The organism is Enterobacter sp. DC1, assembly GCF_000568075.1.
GTDB lineage: Bacteria > Pseudomonadota > Gammaproteobacteria > Enterobacterales > Enterobacteriaceae > Enterobacter > Enterobacter asburiae.
This window is the reverse complement of record NZ_AZUA01000008.1, coordinates 84949-105339: the sequence shown is the minus strand read 5'-3', so window position 1 is coordinate 105339 and position 20391 is coordinate 84949. Positions and strand designations below refer to the sequence as shown.

Annotated in this window: 12 protein-coding genes; 2 read left to right on the top strand and 10 right to left on the bottom strand. The window is 57.8% G+C overall.

Annotated elements, in window-relative coordinates; genetic code table 11:
• Positions 1-8: 8 nt before the first annotated feature.
• A complete protein-coding gene (malP, locus tag P346_RS03230; RefSeq protein WP_032662247.1) occupies positions 9-2402 on the bottom strand; it encodes a maltodextrin phosphorylase in 2394 nt (797 codons plus the stop codon).
• A 586-nt stretch (positions 2403-2988) separates the two neighbouring features.
• Here malP and malT point away from each other — a divergent pair.
• On the top strand, positions 2989-5694 hold the full coding sequence (gene malT, locus P346_RS03235) for an HTH-type transcriptional regulator MalT (protein ID WP_032662245.1): 2706 nt from the start codon (positions 2989-2991) through the stop codon (positions 5692-5694).
• A gap of 81 nt (positions 5695-5775) precedes the next feature.
• Here malT and P346_RS03240 read toward each other — a convergent pair whose 3' ends face one another.
• From P346_RS03240 to glpE, 3 genes are read right to left on the bottom strand one after another with little or no spacing between them, the layout of a single operon-like run.
• Positions 5776-6534, bottom strand: coding sequence for a DeoR/GlpR family transcriptional regulator (locus P346_RS03240; protein ID WP_008503060.1), 759 nt, complete (start codon positions 6532-6534; stop codon positions 5776-5778).
• Positions 6535-6550: 16 nt separating this feature from the next.
• A complete protein-coding gene (gene glpG / locus P346_RS03245) occupies positions 6551-7381 on the bottom strand; it encodes a rhomboid family intramembrane serine protease GlpG (protein WP_032662243.1) in 831 nt (276 codons plus the stop codon).
• A 47-nt stretch (positions 7382-7428) separates the two neighbouring features.
• On the bottom strand, positions 7429-7761 hold the full coding sequence (glpE, locus tag P346_RS03250) for a thiosulfate sulfurtransferase GlpE (RefSeq protein WP_006177908.1): 333 nt from the start codon (positions 7759-7761) through the stop codon (positions 7429-7431).
• A gap of 255 nt (positions 7762-8016) precedes the next feature.
• Between glpE and glpD the strand changes: the two genes are divergently transcribed.
• Positions 8017-9525, top strand: a complete 1509-nt coding sequence (gene glpD, locus P346_RS03255; protein ID WP_032662239.1) for a glycerol-3-phosphate dehydrogenase — start codon at positions 8017-8019, stop codon at positions 9523-9525.
• 86 nt (positions 9526-9611) lie between these two features.
• Here the strand turns inward: glpD and glgP are convergent, their stop codons facing one another.
• The 6 genes from glgP to asd all read right to left on the bottom strand — a co-directional run bounded on the left by glgP (position 9612) and on the right by asd (position 20333).
• Positions 9612-12059 carry a glycogen phosphorylase gene (glgP, locus tag P346_RS03260; RefSeq protein ID WP_029740650.1) on the bottom strand — a complete coding sequence of 816 codons (2448 nt, stop codon included), beginning with the start codon at positions 12057-12059 and terminating at the stop codon, positions 9612-9614.
• Between the two features lie 18 nt (positions 12060-12077).
• Positions 12078-13511, bottom strand: a complete 1434-nt coding sequence (gene glgA / locus P346_RS03265) for a glycogen synthase GlgA (protein WP_023309509.1) — start codon at positions 13509-13511, stop codon at positions 12078-12080.
• A complete protein-coding gene (gene glgC, locus P346_RS03270; protein ID WP_023309510.1) occupies positions 13511-14806 on the bottom strand; it encodes a glucose-1-phosphate adenylyltransferase in 1296 nt (431 codons plus the stop codon). The genes glgA and glgC overlap by 1 nt, the downstream gene beginning before the upstream one ends.
• Before the next feature lie 17 nt (positions 14807-14823).
• On the bottom strand, positions 14824-16797 hold the full coding sequence (gene glgX, locus P346_RS03275) for a glycogen debranching protein GlgX (RefSeq protein WP_032662237.1): 1974 nt from the start codon (positions 16795-16797) through the stop codon (positions 14824-14826).
• Complete coding sequence (gene glgB, locus P346_RS03280; protein WP_032662352.1) at positions 16794-18980, bottom strand: 1,4-alpha-glucan branching enzyme; 2187 nt, start codon at positions 18978-18980, stop codon at positions 16794-16796. Before glgB ends, glgX begins: the two co-directional genes overlap by 4 nt.
• 249 nt (positions 18981-19229) lie before the next feature.
• Positions 19230-20333 (bottom strand): aspartate-semialdehyde dehydrogenase, encoded by a 1104-nt coding sequence (gene asd, locus P346_RS03285; RefSeq protein ID WP_032662235.1) that lies wholly within the window; start codon positions 20331-20333, stop codon positions 19230-19232.
• Positions 20334-20391: the final 58 nt, after the last annotated feature.

Genomic DNA, 20391 nt, shown 5'->3' with positions numbered 1-20391 from the left:
GCGCTTCCTTAGCGTTTTGCCTGCCAGATACGGGCCTGATAATCACGGATTGAGCGGTCAGAGCTGAACATACCGCAGCGGGCAGTGTTCAGAATGCACGCGCGGGTCCACGCTTCCTGGTCGCGATACAGCACGTCAACCTGTTTTTGCGCTTCAACGTAGGCCGTGAAGTCCGCCATTACCAGATACGGGTCACCGCCGTGTTTGTCCATGCTGTGCAGCATCTGGTCAAACGCGTGCTTGTCGCCGTCGCTGTATTTGCCGCTTTCCAGCTCCTTCAGCACCGCATCCAGCACTTTGTCTTTCTTACGCCATTTCACCGGGTCGTAGCCTTTGGCCTTGATGGCCTTCACCTCTTCCACGGTATGGCCGAAGATAAAGATATTCTCTTCACCGACCTTCTCGGCGATTTCGACGTTGGCCCCGTCGAGCGTACCGACGGTCAGCGCGCCGTTCAGCGCCAGCTTCATGTTGCCGGTGCCGGACGCTTCTTTCCCTGCGGTAGAGATCTGCTCGGAGATATCCGCCGCCGGGATCAACATTTCAGCCGCCGAGACGCAGTAGTCCGGCAGGAACACCACCTTCAGCTTGTCACCCACTTTCGGATCGCTGTTGATCGCCGCCGCCACTTTATTGATGGCGAGGATAATGTTTTTCGCCAGATAGTAGCCCGGCGCCGCTTTCGCACCGAACAGGAACACGCGCGGCACGCGGTCGGCCTGCGGGTTCTCGCGGATCTCTTTGTACAGCGCCAGAATATGCAGCAGGTTGAGATGCTGACGTTTGTACTCGTGCAGGCGTTTGATCTGGATATCGAAAATGGCGTTCGGGTTGATCTCAATCCCGGTACGCACTTTCACGAACTCCGCCAGGCGAACCTTGTTCTCCAGCTTGATCGCCCGGTACTGCTCGCGGAACTTCGCGTCGTCGGCGTATTTTTCCAGGTTGATGAGCTGGTCCAGGTCGTTGGCCCACTCTTTCTTCAGGGTCTTATCCAGCAGACCGGCCAGCAGCGGGTTGCACTGCTTGATCCAGCGGCGCGGCGTGATGCCGTTGGTCACGTTGTGGAATTTGGTCGGCCACAGCTGGTGGTATTCCGGGAAGAGATCTTTGACCACCAGATCCGAGTGCAGCGCCGCCACGCCGTTCACCGCAAAGCCGCTGACCACGCACATGTTCGCCATGCGCACCTGCTTATCGTGAACCACCGCCAGCTTCGCCCAGACCGCTTTGTTGCCCGGCCAGGTTTTATCCACCAGGGTTTTAAACTGGTCGTTAATCTTGTTGATGATCTGCATGTGGCGCGGCAGCAGCGTTTTCACCAGCTTCTCATCCCAGCACTCGAGCGCTTCTGGCATCAGGGTGTGGTTGGTGTAGGCGAAGGTACGGCTGGTGATGGCCCAGGCGTCGTCCCAGCTCAGCTGATGCTCGTCGATCAGCACGCGCAGCAGTTCCGGGATCGCAATCGTCGGGTGCGTGTCGTTGAGCTGAATCACTTCGAAGTCCGGCAGCTGCGCCAGCTTGCGGCCCGCCAGGTGATGGCGACGCAGAATGTCCGCCACGGAGCAGGCGCACTGGAAGTACTGCTGCATCAGGCGCAGCTTTTTTCCGGCCAGGTGGTTGTCGTTCGGGTAGAGGACTTTGGTCAGCTTCTCGGCGTCGATGCCCTGCTGCTCGGCGCGCAGGAAATCGCCGTCGTTGAATTTGGTCAGGTTAAACGGATGCGCGTGCTTCGCCTGCCACAGACGCAGCGGCTGCGCTACGCCGTTACGGTAGCCGAGCACCGGCAGATCCCAGGCTTCACCGGTAATGGTGAACGCAGGTTCCCAGAGCCCCTGCTTTGTCACTTTCCCGCCAATGCCGACCTGCACATCCAGCTGCGCGTTGTGGCGGAACCACGGATAGGTATTGCGATGCCAGTCGTCCGGCGCTTCCATCTGATGGCCATCGGCAAACGACTGACGGAACAGGCCGTACTGGTAGTTCAGACCGTAACCAATCGCCGACTGGCCGACGGTCGCCATAGAGTCAAGGAAACAGGCTGCCAGACGCCCCAGGCCACCGTTGCCCAGCGCCGGGTCAATCTCTTCTTCGAGCAGGTCGGTCAGGTTAATGTCGTGTTCTTTGAGGACGTCACCGACATCCTGATACCAGCCAAGGTTCAACAGGTTGTTGCCCGTCAGACGGCCAATCAGGAATTCCATCGAGATATAGTTCACGTGACGCTGGCCTTTAACAGGCTTCGCCATCGGTTGAGCATCCAGCTGCTCTGCGAGCGCACCGCTCACGGCCTGCCACCACTGGTGAGGCGTCATCTCGTTTGCAGCATGAAGGCCAAAACGCTGCCACTGACGCGTCAGGGCAGCCTGGAATTGAGCTTTGTTGAAGGTAGGCTGTGACATAGGGGATCGGCATCCTTTAGAAAGAAAACACAAGTTGGCGCTAGTGTGCCTGGCTCATTTCCCCTCTTCCTCCTCCTGTGGGGGATTAGACAGGGAGGAGTAGCGGGGATGAGCATAAAAGTGTGATCGAGGCCACTCTCAGAGCATAGTTCGAGTGTGCCCGGAAGATAAAAAAGTAACCGGGGAGAATGTCAAAGAAATGAAATGCAGTTTCGGGTGAAATTAATCCGTTCTGAAATGATTACTTACCTAGAATAATAATTTAGTCATTGGGTTACATCTCAGGAGACTATTACTCTCACTCAACTTTACCCGCACTTTATTAAATTTGACGTCACTATACCTTTCTGAAACCAGTTTCAGCGCAGCGGTAACGAGTACAGACAATCCAGCAGTGACGCGGCGTTACGGCCCTTTCGAGAAAGTTCCAACATTTGCCTGAATGTTTTGTGACAGAGTGCAAATTCAGAACCACAAAACCCAGACATAACTTGCAATAGTTCTCTTTCTGTTCGACCTTATATCCTATTAATTACGAAGCGCAAAAAAAATAAAATCTCTCGTTCCCCACAGTGAAGTGAAACCTATGTTGATTCCGTCTAAATTAAGTCGCCCGGTTCGTCTTGACCATACAGTGGTCCGCGAGCGTCTGTTGGCTAAACTTTCCGGCGCGCATAATTTCCGACTGGCGCTGGTTACGAGCCCTGCAGGCTATGGAAAAACAACGCTCATTTCGCAATGGGCCGCGGGTAAAAGCGATCTTGGCTGGTACTCCCTCGACGAGGGCGATAACCAGCAGGAGCGCTTTGCCAGCTATCTGATTGCCGCCATACAGCAAGCCACCCATGGACACTGCGTCGCCAGTGAGGTAATGGTGCAAAAGCGCCAGTACGCCAGCCTGTCCTCCCTTTTCTCTCAGCTGTTTATCGAACTGGCCGAATGGCATCGCCCGCTTTACGTGGTGATTGATGATTACCATCTCATCACTAACCCGGTGATTCATGAATCGATGCGTTTCTTCCTGCGCCATCAGCCGGAAAACCTGACTTTAGTGGTGCTGTCACGCAACCTGCCGCAGCTGGGTATCGCCAACCTGCGCGTGCGCGATCAGCTTCTGGAAGTGGGCAGCCAGCAGCTGGCCTTTACCCACCAGGAAGCGAAACAGTTCTTTGACTGCCGCCTGACATCACCGATTGAGGCCGCCGAGAGCAGCCGTCTGTGTGATGACGTTGCCGGCTGGGCCACGGCGCTGCAGCTTATCGCGCTCTCTGCCCGACAAAACAACAGTCCGGCTCATCAGTCTGCCCGGCGTCTGGCGGGCATCAACGCCAGCCACCTTTCTGACTACCTCGTGGATGAGGTGCTGGACAGCGTCGATCCCTCGACGCGGAATTTCCTGCTGAAAAGCTCCCTGCTGCGTTCCATGAACGATGCGCTCATCGTGCGCGTGACGGGCTGTGAAAACGGCCAGCTGCAGCTCGAAGAGATTGAACGTCAGGGCCTTTTCCTGACGCGCATGGACGATCCGGGCGAGTGGTTTAGCTATCACCCGCTGTTTGGCAGCTTCCTGCGCCAGCGCTGTCAGTGGGAACTGGCGGTTGAACTGCCGGAGATCCACCGCGCCGCTGCCGAAAGCTGGATGGCGCAAGGCTTCCCGAGCGAGGCCATCCACCACGCGCTGGCCGCCGGCGATGCCAGCATGCTGCGCGATATTCTCCTTAATCATGCGTGGGGCCTGTTTAACCACAGCGAGCTGACCCTGCTGGAAGAGTCTCTCAAAGCACTGCCGTGGGAAAGCCTGCTGGAGAACCCGCGTCTGGTGCTGCTGCAGGCCTGGCTGATGCAGAGCCAGCACCGCTACAGCGAAGTGAACACCCTGCTGGCGCGCGCCGAGCAGGAGATGGAAAGCGAAATGGATACCACCCTGCACGGCGAATTTAACGCGCTACGCGCTCAGGTGGCCATTAACGACGGCGACCCGGACGAAGCTGAACGGCTGGCGATGGTCGCGCTGGATGAACTGCCGCTGGCTAACTTCTACAGCCGCATCGTTGCGACCTCGGTGCACGGCGAGGTTCTGCACTGCAAGGGCGACCTCACCCGTTCGCTTTCACTGATGCAGCAAACCGAACAGATGGCGCGTCGTCATGATGTCTGGCATTACGCGTTGTGGAGCCTGATCCAACAGAGCGAGATTTTATTCGCGCAGGGGTTCCTGCAGGCCGCCTGGGAAAACCAGGAAAAAGCGTTCCAACTGATTCGTGAACAGCATCTGGAACAGCTGCCGATGCACGAGTTCCTGTTGCGTATTCGCGCTCAGCTGCTGTGGGCATGGTCGCGTCTGGATGAAGCGGAAAGCTGCGCCCGCCAGGGCGTGGATGTCCTTTCCAGCTTCCAGCCTCAGCAGCAGCTGCAGTGCCTGGCGCTGCTGGTGCAGTGCTCGCTGGCGCGCGGCGATCTCGATAACGCCCGCAACCATCTGAACCGCCTGGAGAACCTGCTCGGCAACGGTCAGTATCATAGCGACTGGGTCTCTAACGCCGATAAGGTCCGGGTGATTTACTGGCAGATGACCGGCGATAAAAAATCCGCCGCCAACTGGCTGCGTCAGACGCCAAAACCGGAATTTGCTAACAACCACTTCCTGCAGAGCCAGTGGCGCAACATCGCCCGCGTGCAGATCCTGCTCGGTGATTTAGAGCCCGCAGAGATTGTGCTGGAAGAGTTGAACGAAAACGCGCGCAGCCTGCGTCTGATGAGCGACCTGAACCGTAACTTGCTGCTTCTGAACCAGCTTTACTGGCAGGCGGGTCGTAAAAACGATGCCCAGCGCGTGCTGCTGGAAGCGCTGCAGCTGGCTAACCGCACCGGGTTTATCAGCCACTTTGTGATTGAAGGTGAAGTGATGGCGCAGCAGCTGCGTCAGCTTATTCAGCTCAACACGCTGCCGGAGCTGGATCAGCATCGCGCCCAGCGCATTCTGCGCGAGATAAACCAGCATCATCGGCACAAGTTTGCGCATTTTGATGAGAACTTCGTTGAACGTCTGCTGAACCACCCGGAAGTGCCGGAGCTTATCCGCACCAGCCCGCTCACCCAGCGCGAATGGCAGGTTCTGGGGCTGATCTATTCAGGCTACAGCAACGAGCAGATTGCCGGCGAGCTGGCGGTGGCGGCGACCACCATCAAAACGCATATCCGCAATCTGTATCAGAAGCTGGGCGTGGCGCATCGTCAGGATGCGGTGCAGCATGCGCAGCAATTGTTGAAGATGATGGGATACGGAGTGTAATTCATTGCCCGGCGGCGCTACGCTTGCACGGGCCTACGGGTTTTGTAGGTCGGGTAAGCGCAGCGCCACCCGACACAACCGTTAGCACAATTCCAGCTGCAAATTATTATCCTTAATCACCTGCATCACGCCCGCTGGCGGCATCACGTCGGTATAAACCGCATCCACCATGCTGATGCTGCCCATGTTTACCATCGCGTTACGGCCAAACTTCGAATGGTCCACCACCAGCATCACGTGGCGTGAGTTTTCAATAATCGCACGCTTGGTGCGCACCTCGTGATAATCAAACTCCAGCAGCGAGCCGTCGCTGTCGATGCCGCTGATCCCGAGAATGCCGAAGTCGAGACGGAACTGAGAGATAAAATCGAGCGTCGCTTCGCCGATAATCCCGCCGTCGCGGCTGCGGAGTTCGCCGCCCGCGAGGATGATGCGGAAATCGTCTTTCTGCATCAGGGTATTGGCCACGTTCAGGTTGTTGGTGACCACGCGCAGGTTCTCGTGATCCAGCAGCGCATGGGCCACCGCTTCCGGCGTGGTGCCGATATCAATAAACAGCGTCGCCCCGTTTGGGATCTGGCTGGCGACCTTGCGGGCAATACGCTCTTTCTCTGCCGTCTGCGTGGCTTTACGGTCGTGCCAGGAGGTGTTGACTGAACTCGACGGCAGCGCCGCGCCCCCGTGGTGGCGCAGAATGCGGTTCTGATCGGCCAGGTCGTTCAGGTCACGACGGATGGTTTGTGGGCTGACGGCAAACTGCTCCACCAGCTCTTCGGTGCTGACGTATCCCTGTTTTTTTACCAGTTCGATAATAGCGTCATGACGTTGTGTTTGTTTCATCAATTATCCCTGAGAATTATGTTCGTTTTCGCGCATGGAGCGTGTCGGCAAACGCCATCGCCAGCCCCACGGCCAGCCCGGCGACGTGTGCACCGTTGGCGATAGACATACCAAACAGATCAAACCATCCGGCAATTAGCCATATTAATGCAAAGGTTATTAATCCGCGCTGCAGATAGATGCCGCTTTCCGGATCGCGCTCCCCGCGAAGCCAGACATAGCCCATCAGGGCATACACGACGCCCGACAGCCCGCCGAACCACGGCCCGCTGAACTTGTGCTGCACATAGCCGCTCAGCAGGGCGCTGATAAGGGTGATAACGATCAGCTTGCCGCTGCCCAGACGCTTTTCAACGGCACCGCCGAGATACCACCACCAGAGCAGGTTAAAGAGGATATGCATCACCGAGAAGTGCATCAGCGCGTGGCTAAAATAGCGCCAGACGTCAAACTCAAGAGACGGGTCATAGGGCCAGGCCAGGGCAATCATCACGCTCTGGTCGCCCACCACGTTCATAATAATGAAGACGATAATGCAGGCCGCCATCAGCAGCAGCGTAAACGGGCCCGCGCGTTCGCGGATGGTGGCGAGGAAGGGAAAACGGCTGTAGTGCAATCCGCTGCCGGTCTGCCCGGACTGCCAGCTGGCCGCCAGATAGCGCGGGTCGCCGGGGTTCTCAAGAAAACGCGCCAGCTCTTCGTTTACGCGCGCGGCCTGGCTCTCGTCGGCCAGCCAGACGTCGGTCTGCGTATGTTGCTGAATGGTCAGAATAACGCCCTGCGTCGCCATATAGTCGACAAACGCCTGGGCGACGCGCGGGTTGGTAAAAGAGGTGATCATCAACATGGGCAGCGGTCGCTTATTTCCACACAAAAGGGGACAGTATAGCGGGATCAGCGCTCAAAAGCGTATTCAACTTCTGCCGGGAAATGACGATGCCAGGCATCGAAACCGCCGTCGACGCTGTACACCGCGTCGTAGCCCTGCTGAAGCAGATACTGCGCCGCACCTTTGCTGCTGTTGCCGTGGTAGCACATGACCATGACCGGCGTCTCGAAGTCGTTATCGCGCATAAACGCGCCCAGCGTGTCGTTGGTGAGATGAAACGCGCCCGGCGTGTGGCCCATCGCAAAACTCTGCGGATCGCGGATGTCCACCAGCACCGCTTTTCCCTGGTGCATCTTCTGGTGGGCTTCTTCTACGTTAATACATTCAAACTGATCCATGGTGTTCTCATCTTATATTCAGGTGTGGTGCGTTTTTCCCCTCACCATACCCTCTCCCCGTGGGAGAGGGCTGGGGTGAGGGCTATCAGACCGCACTATTTTACCCCGTAGTGTACGTCCTGGCGGCGGGTAAACGCCATTATGTTATCCATATCACTCTAAATTGTTTTTTTGATGTTACCAAAAGCGCGTTCCTTTGCTATTATGAGCGATATCGAACATTTCTGAGCTTTAACGAAAGTGCATGAGGGTGTTATGGAAACCAAAGATCTGATTGTGATAGGCGGTGGCATCAACGGTGCCGGTATTGCGGTCGATGCCGCAGGACGCGGTTTATCCGTACTGATGCTGGAAGCTAACGATCTCGCCTGCGCGACGTCGTCCGCCAGCTCCAAACTGATTCACGGTGGCCTGCGCTACCTGGAACACTACGAATTCCGCCTGGTCAGTGAAGCACTGGCCGAACGTGAAGTGCTGCTGAAAATGGCACCGCATCTGGCTATTCCGATGCGCTTCCGCCTGCCCCATCGCCCGCATCTGCGTCCGGCGTGGATGATCCGAATTGGTCTGTTTATGTACGATCATCTGGGTAAACGCACCAGCCTCCCGGGTTCGAAAGGTTTGCGTTTTGGCTCAGAATCGGTCCTTAAGCCTGAAATCGTGCGCGGTTTCGAATATTCCGACTGCTGGGTGGACGACGCGCGTCTGGTGCTGGCGAATGCCCAGATGGTCGAGAAGAAAGGTGGCGAGGTGAAAACCCGCACCCGCGCGACCGCTGCCCGTCGTGAAAACGGCCTGTGGATTGTGGAAGCGGAAGACATCGATACCGGCGAGAAATTCAGCTGGAAAGCGCGCGGCCTGGTGAACGCTACCGGCCCGTGGGTTAAGCAGTTCTTCGACGACGGCATGCATCTGCCTTCCCCGTACGGCATTCGCCTTATCAAGGGCAGCCACATTGTGGTGCCGCGCGTGCATACGCAGAAGCAGGCCTACATTCTTCAGAACGAAGACAAGCGCATCGTGTTTGTGATCCCGTGGATGGACGAATTCTCGATCATCGGTACCACCGACGTGGAGTACAAAGGCGATCCGAAGAACGTCGAGATCGACGAGAGCGAAGTGAACTACCTGCTAAAAGTGTATAACGCGCACTTTAAGAAACAGCTGTCACGCGATGACGTGGTCTGGACCTACTCCGGCGTGCGTCCGCTGTGCGATGACGAGTCTGACTCACCGCAGGCGATTACCCGCGACTATACGCTCGATATTCACGACGTTGACGGTCAGGCGCCGCTGCTTTCCGTGTTTGGCGGCAAGCTGACCACCTACCGCAAGCTGGCCGAGCACGCGCTGGAAAAACTGGCTCCGTACTATAAAGGCATTGGCCCGGCATGGACCAAAGGCGCGGTACTGCCCGGCGGTGATATCGGCGATAACCGCGATGATTACGCCGCGAAGCTGCGCCGTCGCTTCCCGTTCATCACCGAAGGAATGGCGCGCCACTATGCCCGCACCTACGGCAGCAATACCGAGCTGTTCCTGGGCGATGCGAAGGACATTGCGGATCTGGGCGAACATTTCGGCCACGAGCTGTATGAAGCCGAGCTGCGCTACCTGGTTGAGCACGAGTGGGTTCGTCGCCTGGATGATGCAATCTGGCGTCGTACCAAAGAAGGGATGTGGCTCAACGCCGAGCAGCAGTCTCGCGTGGCGCAGTGGTTACTGCAAAATGCGGGGAAGCGTGAGCTGTCGCTGGCGTCGTAATTGAAAAAAGCCGGGTGGCGGCTCCGCCTTACCCGGCCTACTCGATCCCGTAGGCCCGGTAAGCGCAGCGCCACCGGGCTTTGTTTTTACAACCTCACAGGATCAATATGCCAGATGGTCTCGGCATACTCCTTGATGGTCCTGTCGGACGAGAAATACCCCATATTGGCGATGTTATACATCGCGGCGCTGGTCCACTTCTCCTGCTGACGATACAGTTCGTCCACCTTATCCTGACAGTCCACGTAGCTGCGATAGTCCGCCAGCACCTGGTAGTGATCGCCAAAGTTAATCAGCGAGTCCACCAGATCGCGATAGCGGCTCGGTTCATCCGGGCTAAACACGCCGGTCGCGATCTGCGTCAACACCTGGCGTAACTCTTCATCCTCTTCGTAATATTGACGCGGCGAGTAGCCTTTTCTGCGCAGCGCCTCGACCTCTTCCGTCGTATTACCGAAGATAAAGATATTTTCTTCGCCCACGTGCTCCAGCATCTCGACATTCGCCCCGTCAAGCGTACCAATGGTCAGCGCGCCGTTAAGGGCAAACTTCATGTTACTGGTGCCGGATGCTTCCGTACCCGCCGTAGAAATCTGCTCAGAGAGATCCGCCGCCGGTATGATCATCTGCGCCAGGCTTACGCTGTAGTTCGGAATGAACACCACCTTCAGCTTATCGCCAATGTCCGGATCCTGGTTAACCACCTTCGCCACATCGTTGATGAGATGAATGATGTGCTTCGCCATGTAGTAGGCGGAGGCCGCCTTACCGGCGAAGATCTTCACGCGCGGCACCCATTCGGCCGTTGGATCGGCCTTGATGCGGTTGTAATGGGTGATCACGTGCAGCACGTTCATCAGCTGACGCTTGTATTCGTGGATGCGTTTGATCTGAACGTCGAACAGCGCTTTCGGGTTTGCCACCACGTTGAGGTGCATCGCCAGCCAGACCGCCAGACGCTTTTTGTTCAGCAGCTTGGCTTCGCGCACGGCTTTGTTCACCGTCGGGAAATCAATGTGCTGTTCCAGCTCGCTCAGCTGGCTCAAATCGGTCCGCCAGGTACGGCCGATATTCTCGTCCAACACCTCAGAGAGCGGCTGGTTGGCCAGCGCCAGCCAGCGGCGCGGCGTGACGCCGTTGGTCACGTTGCAGAACCGCGTCGGGAAGATCTTCGCGAAGTCCGCAAACAGCGACTGCACCATCAGGTTCGAATGGAGCTCGGACACGCCGTTGACCTTGTGGCTGATGACCACCGCCAGCCAGGCCATGCGCACGCGGCGACCATTTGATTCATCAATGATGGACGCGCGGCTCAGCAGCCCGGTATCGTTCGGATACTGCTCCTGCAGAGTCTTGAGGAAGTAGTCATTAATCTCAAAGATAATCTGCAGATGGCGCGGCAGGATTTTGCCGAGCATGTCCACCGGCCACGTTTCCAGCGCTTCGCTCATCAGCGTGTGGTTGGTGTAGGAGAACACCTGACAGGTCACTTCAAACGCGTCGTCCCAGCTGAACTTATGCTCGTCGATCAGCAGGCGCATCAGCTCCGGAATGGAGAGCACCGGGTGGGTGTCGTTAAGGTGGATCGCGGTTTTCTCCGCCAGGTTGGCGTAGGTTTTGTGCAGCTGATGGTGGCGGCTGAGGATATCCTGGATCGTCGAAGAGACGAGGAAATACTCCTGACGCAGGCGCAGCTCGCGGCCGGAGTAGGTCGAGTCGTCCGGGTACAGCACGCGGGACACGTTCTCGGAGTGGTTTTTATCTTCCACCGCCGCAAAGTAGTCACCCTGGTTGAATTTACCGAGGTTAATTTCGCTACTGGCCTGGGCACTCCACAGGCGCAGCGTGTTGGTGGCATCGGTGTCATAGCCGGGGATAATCTGGTCGTAGGCTACGGCCAGGATCTCTTCCGTTTCGACCCAGCGGGATTTTTTGCCTTCCTGCTGGATACGCCCGCCAAAGCGCACCTTGTAGCGCGTATTGTGGCGCTTGAACTCCCACGGGTTGCCGTACTCCAGCCAGTAGTCCGGCGACTCTTTCTGGCGCCCATCGACGATGTTCTGTTTGAACATACCGTAGTCGTAGCGAATACCGTAGCCGCGGCCCGGCAGCGCCAGCGTCGCCAGCGAGTCGAGGAAGCAGGCGGCGAGACGCCCCAGGCCGCCGTTGCCGAGGCCCGGGTCGTTCTCTTCGTCGATCAGTTCTTCTAAATCTAACCCCATCTCTTCGAGGGCGGTTTTGACGTCGTCATAAATACCGAGCGACAACAGCGCGTTGGAAAGCGTGCGGCCAATCAAAAATTCCATCGACAGGTAGTAAACCTGACGCGTTTCCTGCGAGAGCTGGGCGCGGTTTGAGCGCAGCCAGCGTTCCACTAAACGGTCACGCACCGCAAACAGGGTGGCGTTCAGCCACTCGTGTTTGTTCGCAATAACCGGATCTTTCCCGATGGTGAACATCAGCTTGTAGGCGATGGAGTGCTTTAACGCCTCAACGCTGAGCGTGGGTGAAGAGTAGCTAAATGGAGCGTTCATATCAGTAACTTCGCCTCGTTACATCAAGCGTTGATAGAGATCGCGGTATGACTGCGCCGCGACATGCCAGCTAAAGTCCATGGACATCGCCTGACGCTGAACGTAACGCCAGAGCGATGGACGGGACCACAAGACGAAAGCACGCCGAATCGCCCGAAGCAGCGACCAGGCATTACTGTCCTCAAAGACAAACCCGCTGGCGATACCGTCCGCCAGGTTTTCCAGAGAGCTATCGGATACGGTATCTGCCAGCCCGCCCGTGCGGCGTACCAGCGGCAGCGTGCCGTATTTCAGGCCGTAAAGCTGCGTCAGGCCGCAGGGTTCGAAACGGCTCGGCACCAGGATGACGTCCGCGCCGCCCATGATGCGGTGCGAGAACGCTTCGTGATAGCCAATCTGCACGCCCACCTGCCCCGGATGTTCCGCCGCGGCGGCAAGGAAACCTTCCTGCAGCACCGGGTCGCCCGCGCCGAGCAGCGCCAGCTGTCCGCCCTGCTCCAGTAAACCGGGCAGAGCCTCCAGCACCAGATCCAGCCCTTTCTGGCTGGTCAGGCGGCTGACCACCGCGAACAGCGGCACTTTATCGTTAACCTTCAGGCCCATCGCAATCTGCAGCTGGCGTTTGTTTTCCGCTTTGTCTTCCACGGAATCACGGCCATAGCGCGCCGCCAGCAGGAGATCGGTTTCCGGGCTCCAGATCTGTTCATCCACGCCGTTCAGAATGCCCGACAGACGGCCTTCGCGGTGGCGCTGTTGCAGCAACCCTTCCATGCCGTAGCCAAACTCCGGCTGGGTGATCTCACGCGCGTAGGTTGGGCTCACGGCGGTAATATGGTCGGCGTAATAGAGCCCGGCTTTCAGGAACGAGATCTGCCCGTTAAATTCCAGCCCGTGCATGTTATAGAACGATAATGGCAGATCGATTTCACTCATGTGATGGGCATAGTACATCCCCTGATACGCCAGGTTATGCACGGTAAAGACCGATTTCGCCGGATGGCCGCGCGCCGCGAGATACGCCGGGGCAAGCCCGGCGTGCCAGTCGTGCGCGTGCACCACATCCGGGCGCCAGAACGGATCCAGCCCCGTCGCCATTTCTGCCCCGACCCAGCCGAGCAGCGCAAAGCGCAGCACGTTATCGGTGTAGGCGAACAGGTTCGTATCGTGATACGGGCTGCCCGGTCGATCGTATAAGTGCGGCGCGTCGATCAGGTAAATCCCTACGCCATTGTAATGTCCAAACAGCAGGGTGATGCGTCCGGCGAAGGTCTCACGGCGGGTCACCACTTTTGCATCGGGAATACCGCGCCGGATATCCGGAAAGGCGGGCAGCAGGACTCGGGTATCCACGCCTCCGGCAATTTGCGCTGCCGGTAATGCACCCAGAACATCTGCCAGACCGCCCGTTTTTAACAACGGGAACATCTCAGAACATACATGTAAAACCTGCATCATCGCTCCTGTTTGATCTGCAGCTTCCGCAACATTTCCCGTGTGACTAACACGATCCCCTCTTCCGAACGATAGAAACGACGCGCGTCTTCTTCCGCGTTCTCACCAATCACCATCCCTTCTGGAATGACGCAGGCGCGATCGATAACGCAGCGACGCAGACGGCACGAGCGTCCTACCCAGACATCAGGCAGTAAGACTGCCGAATCGATATTACAGAATGAATTTATCCGCACGCGGGGGAACAGCACCGACTGCACCACCACAGAGCCTGAAATAATGCACCCGCCTGACACCAGCGAGTTCAGCGTCATGCCGTGGCTGCCGGAGCGGTCCTGCACAAATTTGGCCGGCGGCAGCGATTCCATATGGGTACGAATCGGCCAGTTCTGGTCGTACATATCCAGCTCAGGCGTGACCGACGCCAGGTCGAGGTTCGCTTTCCAGTACGCTTCCAGGGTTCCCACATCGCGCCAGTAGGGTTCCGCATTCGGGTCGGACTGCACGCAGGACAGCGGGAAAGGATGTGCATACGCCATGCCAGCTTTAGTGATTTTCGGAATGATGTCTTTACCGAAGTCGTGGCTGGAGTTTTCGTCTTTATCGTCGTCTTCCAGCAGCTCATAAAGATAATCTGCATCAAAGACATAAATCCCCATGCTGGCGAGCGATTTGGTGTCATCGCCCGGCATGGTTGGCGGGTTCGCCGGCTTTTCAACAAAGTCGATAATTTTGTCGTCGGCATCCACGTGCATCACGCCAAACGCCGTCGCTTCAGCAACGGGCACGGGCAGACACGCTACGGTGCAGCGCGCCCCTTTTTCGACGTGGTCGATGAGCATGTGGGAGTAATCTTGCTTGTAGATGTGGTCCCCGGCGAGGATCACGATGTATTCCGCGCTGTAGCGGCGAATGATGTCGAGGTTCTGCGTCACCGCATCCGCCGTTCCGCGGTACCAGTTCTCGCCGTGGACGCGTTGCTGAGCGGGAAGGAGATCGACAAACTCGTTCATCTCTTCGCTGAAGAATGACCAGCCGCGCTGGATATGCTGAACCAGCGTGTGCGACTGATACTGCGTAATGACGCCAATACGGCGAATGCCCGAGTTGAGACAGTTGGAGAGCGCAAAGTCGATGATACGGAACTTACCGCCAAAGTGAACGGCCGGTTTCGCGCGCTTGATGGTCAAATCTTTCAGACGGGTACCACGCCCACCCGCAAGTATCAGGGCAACCGTTTTTAATGGTAGCTGGCGTGCCAACATTAAGGGATCGTTCTTCTCTAATCTAACCATGACTAACTCCTTTTTTATCATCTTTGGAATACGCACACTCCGTGCGCAGGCCCGTGCCAGACAGCCATTACTACCGGATTATCCGCTCCGGCAAAGGGGGGAACAGCTCGCCATTCCCCTTCAGGTAAAACAATCTCTGCGACGTCATCCGTCGCGTTCAGCGTGACCAGCCATTTATCCGACAGCAGGATTTGCAGGCGTGGTACGCCGTGTTGCCACTCTTGCGCGCTTAACGGTTGCGCGTCTTGATTCAACCAGCGAACGTTGCCGTCACCCTCTTCCCACCAGCGGTCGGCGGTCAGCGCGGGGATCTGCTGGCGAAGATGGATCAGCGCAGCGGTAAAATGAATCAGCCCGCTGTTGGCTTCACCCCAGTCGAGCCAGGTTAACGTGTTGTCCTGGCAATACGCATTGTTGTTACCGTGCTGGCTATGGCCGTGTTCATCGCCTGCCAGCAGCATCGGCGTGCCCTGCGACAATAAAAGCGTTGTCAACAAAGCATGAACGCTGGCACGTCGCCGCTCGATGACGTCCAGGCTTCCGCCTAACCCTTCTATACCATGATTAAAGCTATGGTTATTGTTAGTGCCATCGCGATTCTCTTCGCCGTTTGCCTCATTGTGTTTCTGATTGAAACAAACGCAGTCCCGGAGCGTAAAACCGTCGTGCGCCGTCAACAGATTGACGGTGGCCGACGGGCGTTTGCCGTCGCGCTTAAAGAGATCGCTTGAAGCGGCAAAGCGTCCGGCGAACTCCCCCAGCGACAGATTCCGTTCCAGCCAGAAGCGCCGCGCGGCATCGCGGTAGTGATCGTTCCACTCGGCAAACAGCGGCGGGAAATTCCCGACCTGATAACCGCCTTCACCGATGTCCCACGGCTCGGCAATAAGCTTCACCTGCGAGAGCACCGGACAGTTTTTTATCGCCTCAAACAGCGGCGCCTGCTGGCTGAACGCTGGCGTCCGCCCCATCACGGGCGCCAGGTCGAAACGAAAACCGTCGACGTGGAACGTTTCCACCCAGTATTTCAGACATTCATAAGCAAAATGCGTGACCGCCGGATGGCTGAGGTTGAGCGTGTTACCGCAGCCGGTCCAGTTCTCATAATCGCCATCCTGCCTGATCCAATAATAGCTACGGTTATCAATTCCGCGCATGGAGAGCGTCGGACCGTCGAGATCGCTTTCGGCACTGTGGTTCAGCACGACGTCCAGAATGACCTCAATGCCCGCCGTATGAAGCGCCTTCACCGCATCGCGAAACTCGTCCCGCGCCTTTTCCGGATGGGCGGCATAGCGTGGCTCAAGCGCGAACATCGCCAGCGGGTTGTAGCCCCAGTAGTTGCTTAGCCCCAGCCGCTGCAGGCGCGGCTCGCTGGCGAAATGGGCAACGGGTAACAGCTCCAGCGCGGTGATGCCGAGGTGTTTCAGGTAGGCAATCATGGTTGGATGCCCGAGCGCCTTATAGGTGCCGCGCATCTCTTTGGGGATCGACGGGTGCAGGTACGTCAGCCCTTTGACGTGGGCTTCATAAATGACGGTATTGCCCCACGGCGTCTGCGGCGGGGCATCGTCTTCCCAGTCATAAAGATCGTTCACCACCACGCTTTTTGGCGCGACGGGCGCGCTGTCGCGGTGGTCGGGCTCGCCGTAGCCCACGTGGAAGAGCGGGTCGTCTTTAAATTCGCCGTCCACGCGGTGCGCGCACGGATCAATCAACAGCTTCGCCGGGTTAAACCAGTGCCCCTGCGCCGGATCCCACGGACCGTGCACGCGAAAGCCATAGTGCATGCCTGGCCGTCCTCCGGCCAGGTAGCCGTGCCAGGTATCCCCCGTGCGCTCGGGTAAATCGTAACGGTGCTCGTTACCTTCCCCGTCAAACACGCACAGTTCTACCCGCTCAGCGTGAGCGGAAAAGAGGGTGAAATTGACACCCTTTCCGTCAAAACGCGCGCCGAGCGGTTCGGGTTTACCTGCCGTAAGCTGCGTCATTCGCCCTCCCGCATCAGCCAGATGGTGCCAAGCGGCGGCAGCGTCAGGCTCAGGGAGTTGGGTCGCCCGTGGCTTTCGATGGCGTCGCTCTGGACCAGCCCGCCGTTACCGGCGTTGCTGCCGTGATAGTGCATCGAGTCGGTATTCAGGATCTCGCGCCATTTACCCGGCTGGTTAATGCCGAAGCGGTAGTGTTCGCGCGGCACCGGCGTGAAGTTACTGGCGACGACGATCTCGTTACCCGCTTTGTCACGACGCACAAAGACAAACACCGAGCGCTCGTGGTCGTCCACCACCAGCCACTCAAAGCCGTACGGATCGAAGTCGAGCTCGTGCAGCGCTTTGTGGTGGCGGTAGGTCAGGTTCAGGTCGCGCACCAGACGCTGCACCCCGTGGTGCCAGTTGTCGCCGCCTTCCAGCAGATGCCAGTCGAGGCTGGCGTCGTGGTTCCACTCGCGTCCCTGGGCGAACTCGTTGCCCATAAACAGCAGTTTCTTGCCCGGGAAGGCAAACATCCAGCCGTAGTAGGCGCGCAGGTTGGCAAACTTCTGCCACGCGTCGCCCGGCATGCGGTCAAGAATGGATTTTTTGCCGTGCACCACTTCATCGTGCGACAGCGGCAGCATGAAGTTTTCGGTGTAGTTGTAGAGCATCCCGAACGTCAGCTTATCGTGATGGTACTTGCGGTGAACCGGATCCAGCTTCATGTAGTCGAGCGTGTCGTGCATCCAGCCCAGGTTCCACTTATACCAGAACCCCAGGCCGCCTAATGACGGCGGACGGGAGACGCCCGCAAAGTCGGTCGACTCTTCCGCCATGGTCACGGCACCGTCCACCTGCTCGCCGATAATGCGGTTGGTATTGCGCAGGAATTCAATCGCTTCCAGGTTTTCACGGCCGCCAAACTCGTTCGGGATCCACTCGCCCTCTTTGCGGCTGTAGTCGCGGTAGATCATCGACGCCACCGCATCGACGCGCAGGGCGTCAATGCCAAACCGCTCGATCCAGTACAGGGCATTCCCAACCAGGTAGTTTGCGACTTCACGGCGACCGTAGTTGTAGATCAGCGTGTTCCAGTCCTGGTGATAGCCTTCGCGCGGGTCGCTGTGCTCGTACAGCTTCGTGCCGTCAAACTCTGCCAGCGCAAAGTCATCCGACGGGAAATGGCCCGGCACCCAGTCGAGAATGACGTTCAGCCCGGCGGCGTGCGCGGCATCAATGAAATAGCGGAAGTCATCGCGCGTGCCGAAGCGGCGCGTTGGCGCATACAGCCCGGTGGGCTGATAGCCCCAGCTGCCGTCGAACGGATGCTCGTTGACCGGCAGCAGCTCAAGGTGGGTAAAGCCCATCCATTTGGCATACGGCACCAGCTGGTCGGCAAGCTCACGGTAGCTCAGCCAGAAGTTGTTATCGGTGTGGCGACGCCAGGAGCCAAGGTGTACCTCATAGACGGAGATGGGCGCGTCAAAACGGTTGGCCTGTTTACGCTCCTCCGTCTGGACGACCTTCTCCGGCAGGCCGCAAATCAGCGACGCGGTATCCGGGCGCATCTGCGCTTCGAAGGCATACGGGTCGGCTTTAATGCGCAACTTGCCGTTAGCGTCGATCATCTCGAATTTATAAAGCTGCCCGGGGTGCGCCCCGGGGATAAACAGCTCCCAGATGCCGGTTTCCCGGCGCAGGCGCATCGGATGGCGGCGACCGTCCCAGTAGTTGAACTGGCCAACAACGGAGACGCGCTGGGCGTTAGGCGCCCACACGGAGAACCGCGTGCCGGTAATGCCGTCCATGGTATCGGCATGGGCACCCAGGGTTTCATAAGGGCGAAGATGCGTTCCTTCGGAGAGCAGCCAGGCGTCCATCTCTTTAAGCAGAGGGCCAAAGCTGTAAGGATCGTCAATCAGGTTTTGCTGACCGTGCCAGAGAACGGCGAGCTGATAGCGAAAAGGGTTTTTACGGCGGGGCATTACGCCCGAGAAGAAGCCACGGGAATCGAGGCATTCAAGATTACCCACCTTGCGGCCGGTTTTGGGTTCAATCACCCAGACTTCTGTGGCATCCGGTAACAGTGCCCGAACTTCAAGGCCATCCTCAGTTTGATGCATCCCAAGCACAGAAAAGGGGTCAGCAAAATGACCCGCAATAAGCGCATTAATCACGTCTCTATCCACACGATCGGACATGGTATTCATCCTGTTTTTTATGTCGTCCTTTTTAAGCGCTCCGGGACGACTTTTAATGTGACCTGAACGGGACAGCACAAAAATGTGCATCCATTCTGCTCCGTTCGAACCTCAGGTAAGAAATGACTCTTCCTTAAAGCATAGCCAACGCTCTAGATGACTCCTGATAAAAAATAAGACATACGCGTGTTACTCCATGTAGTACGCAAAAAAAAGGGGTGAAAATCACCCCCGGTAGTTAACAAATTATTACGCCAGCTGGCGCAGCATGCGGCGCAGCGGCTCGGCGGCGCCCCACAGGAGCTGGTCGCCGACGGTGAACGCGGAGAGATACTCCGGCCCCATGTTCAGCTTGCGCAGACGGCCAACCGGCGTGGTCAGCGTGCCGGTAACGGCAGCCGGGGTCAGCTCGCGCATGGTGATGTCGCGATCGTTTGGTACCACTTTCGCCCACGGGTTGTGCGCGGCCAGCAGCTCTTCCACGGTCGGAATAGACACATCTTTTTTCAGTTTAATGGTGAAGGCCTGGCTGTGGCAGCGCAGCGCGCCGATACGCACGCACAGACCGTCAACCGGAATGGTGTTCGCGGTCGCGAGGATTTTGTTGGTCTCAGCCTGGCCCTTCCACTCTTCGCGGGTCTGGCCGTTATCCAGCTGTTTGTCGATCCATGGGATCAGGCCACCGGCCAGCGGTACGCCGAAGTTGTCCACCGGCAGCTCGCCGCTGCGGGTCAGCTGAGTCACTTTACGTTCAATATCGAGGATCGCGGACGCCGGGTTTGCCAGCTCGGTCGCGACGCTGTGGTGCAGCTGGCCCATCTGGGTCAGCAGCTCGCGCATGTGACGCGCGCCGCCGCCGGACGCCGCCTGGTAGGTCGCCACGGAGACCCACTCCACCAGATCCTGCGCGAACAGGCCGCCGAGGGACATCAGCATCAGGCTGACGGTACAGTTACCGCCAACAAAGGTTTTCACGCCGTTGTTCAGGCCGTCGGTGATGACGCCCTGGTTCACCGGGTCGAGAATGATGATGGCATCGTCTTTCATGCGCAGCGAAGAGGCCGCGTCAATCCAGTAGCCCTGCCAGCCGCTTTCACGCAGCTTTGGATAGATTTCGTTGGTATAATCGCCACCCTGGCACGTCACAATAATGTCGAGTGCCTTCAGCGCTTCCAGATCGTAAGCATCCTGCAACGTGCCTGTGGTACCACCAAAGGACGGAGCAGCCTGGCCGAGCTGGGAAGTGGAGAAGAAGACCGGGCGGATAGCGTCGAAATCGCGCTCTTCAACCATGCGTTGCATGAGTACAGAGCCGACCATACCGCGCCAGCCGATAAAACCAACGTTTTTCATAGCATTTTTTTCCTGCTGAGGGTGTGTGCTGATTGTGCAAGCCAGTATTGAACTGGGA

What these genes read in the sequence shown, in the direction of transcription:
- malP (WP_032662247.1), bottom strand. Translation starts at nt 2,402, where the DNA reads ATGTCACAGCCTACCTTCAACAAAGCTCAATTCCAGGCTGCCCTGACG.
- malT (WP_032662245.1), top strand. Translation starts at nt 2,989, where the DNA reads ATGTTGATTCCGTCTAAATTAAGTCGCCCGGTTCGTCTTGACCATACA.
- P346_RS03240 (WP_008503060.1), bottom strand. Translation starts at nt 6,534, where the DNA reads ATGAAACAAACACAACGTCATGACGCTATTATCGAACTGGTAAAAAAA.
- glpG (WP_032662243.1), bottom strand. Translation starts at nt 7,381, where the DNA reads ATGTTGATGATCACCTCTTTTACCAACCCGCGCGTCGCCCAGGCGTTT.
- glpE (WP_006177908.1), bottom strand. Translation starts at nt 7,761, where the DNA reads ATGGATCAGTTTGAATGTATTAACGTAGAAGAAGCCCACCAGAAGATG.
- glpD (WP_032662239.1), top strand. Translation starts at nt 8,017, where the DNA reads ATGGAAACCAAAGATCTGATTGTGATAGGCGGTGGCATCAACGGTGCC.
- glgP (WP_029740650.1), bottom strand. Translation starts at nt 12,059, where the DNA reads ATGAACGCTCCATTTAGCTACTCTTCACCCACGCTCAGCGTTGAGGCG.
- glgA (WP_023309509.1), bottom strand. Translation starts at nt 13,511, where the DNA reads ATGCAGGTTTTACATGTATGTTCTGAGATGTTCCCGTTGTTAAAAACG.
- glgC (WP_023309510.1), bottom strand. Translation starts at nt 14,806, where the DNA reads ATGGTTAGATTAGAGAAGAACGATCCCTTAATGTTGGCACGCCAGCTA.
- glgX (WP_032662237.1), bottom strand. Translation starts at nt 16,797, where the DNA reads ATGACGCAGCTTACGGCAGGTAAACCCGAACCGCTCGGCGCGCGTTTT.
- glgB (WP_032662352.1), bottom strand. Translation starts at nt 18,980, where the DNA reads ATGTCCGATCGTGTGGATAGAGACGTGATTAATGCGCTTATTGCGGGT.
- asd (WP_032662235.1), bottom strand. Translation starts at nt 20,333, where the DNA reads ATGAAAAACGTTGGTTTTATCGGCTGGCGCGGTATGGTCGGCTCTGTA.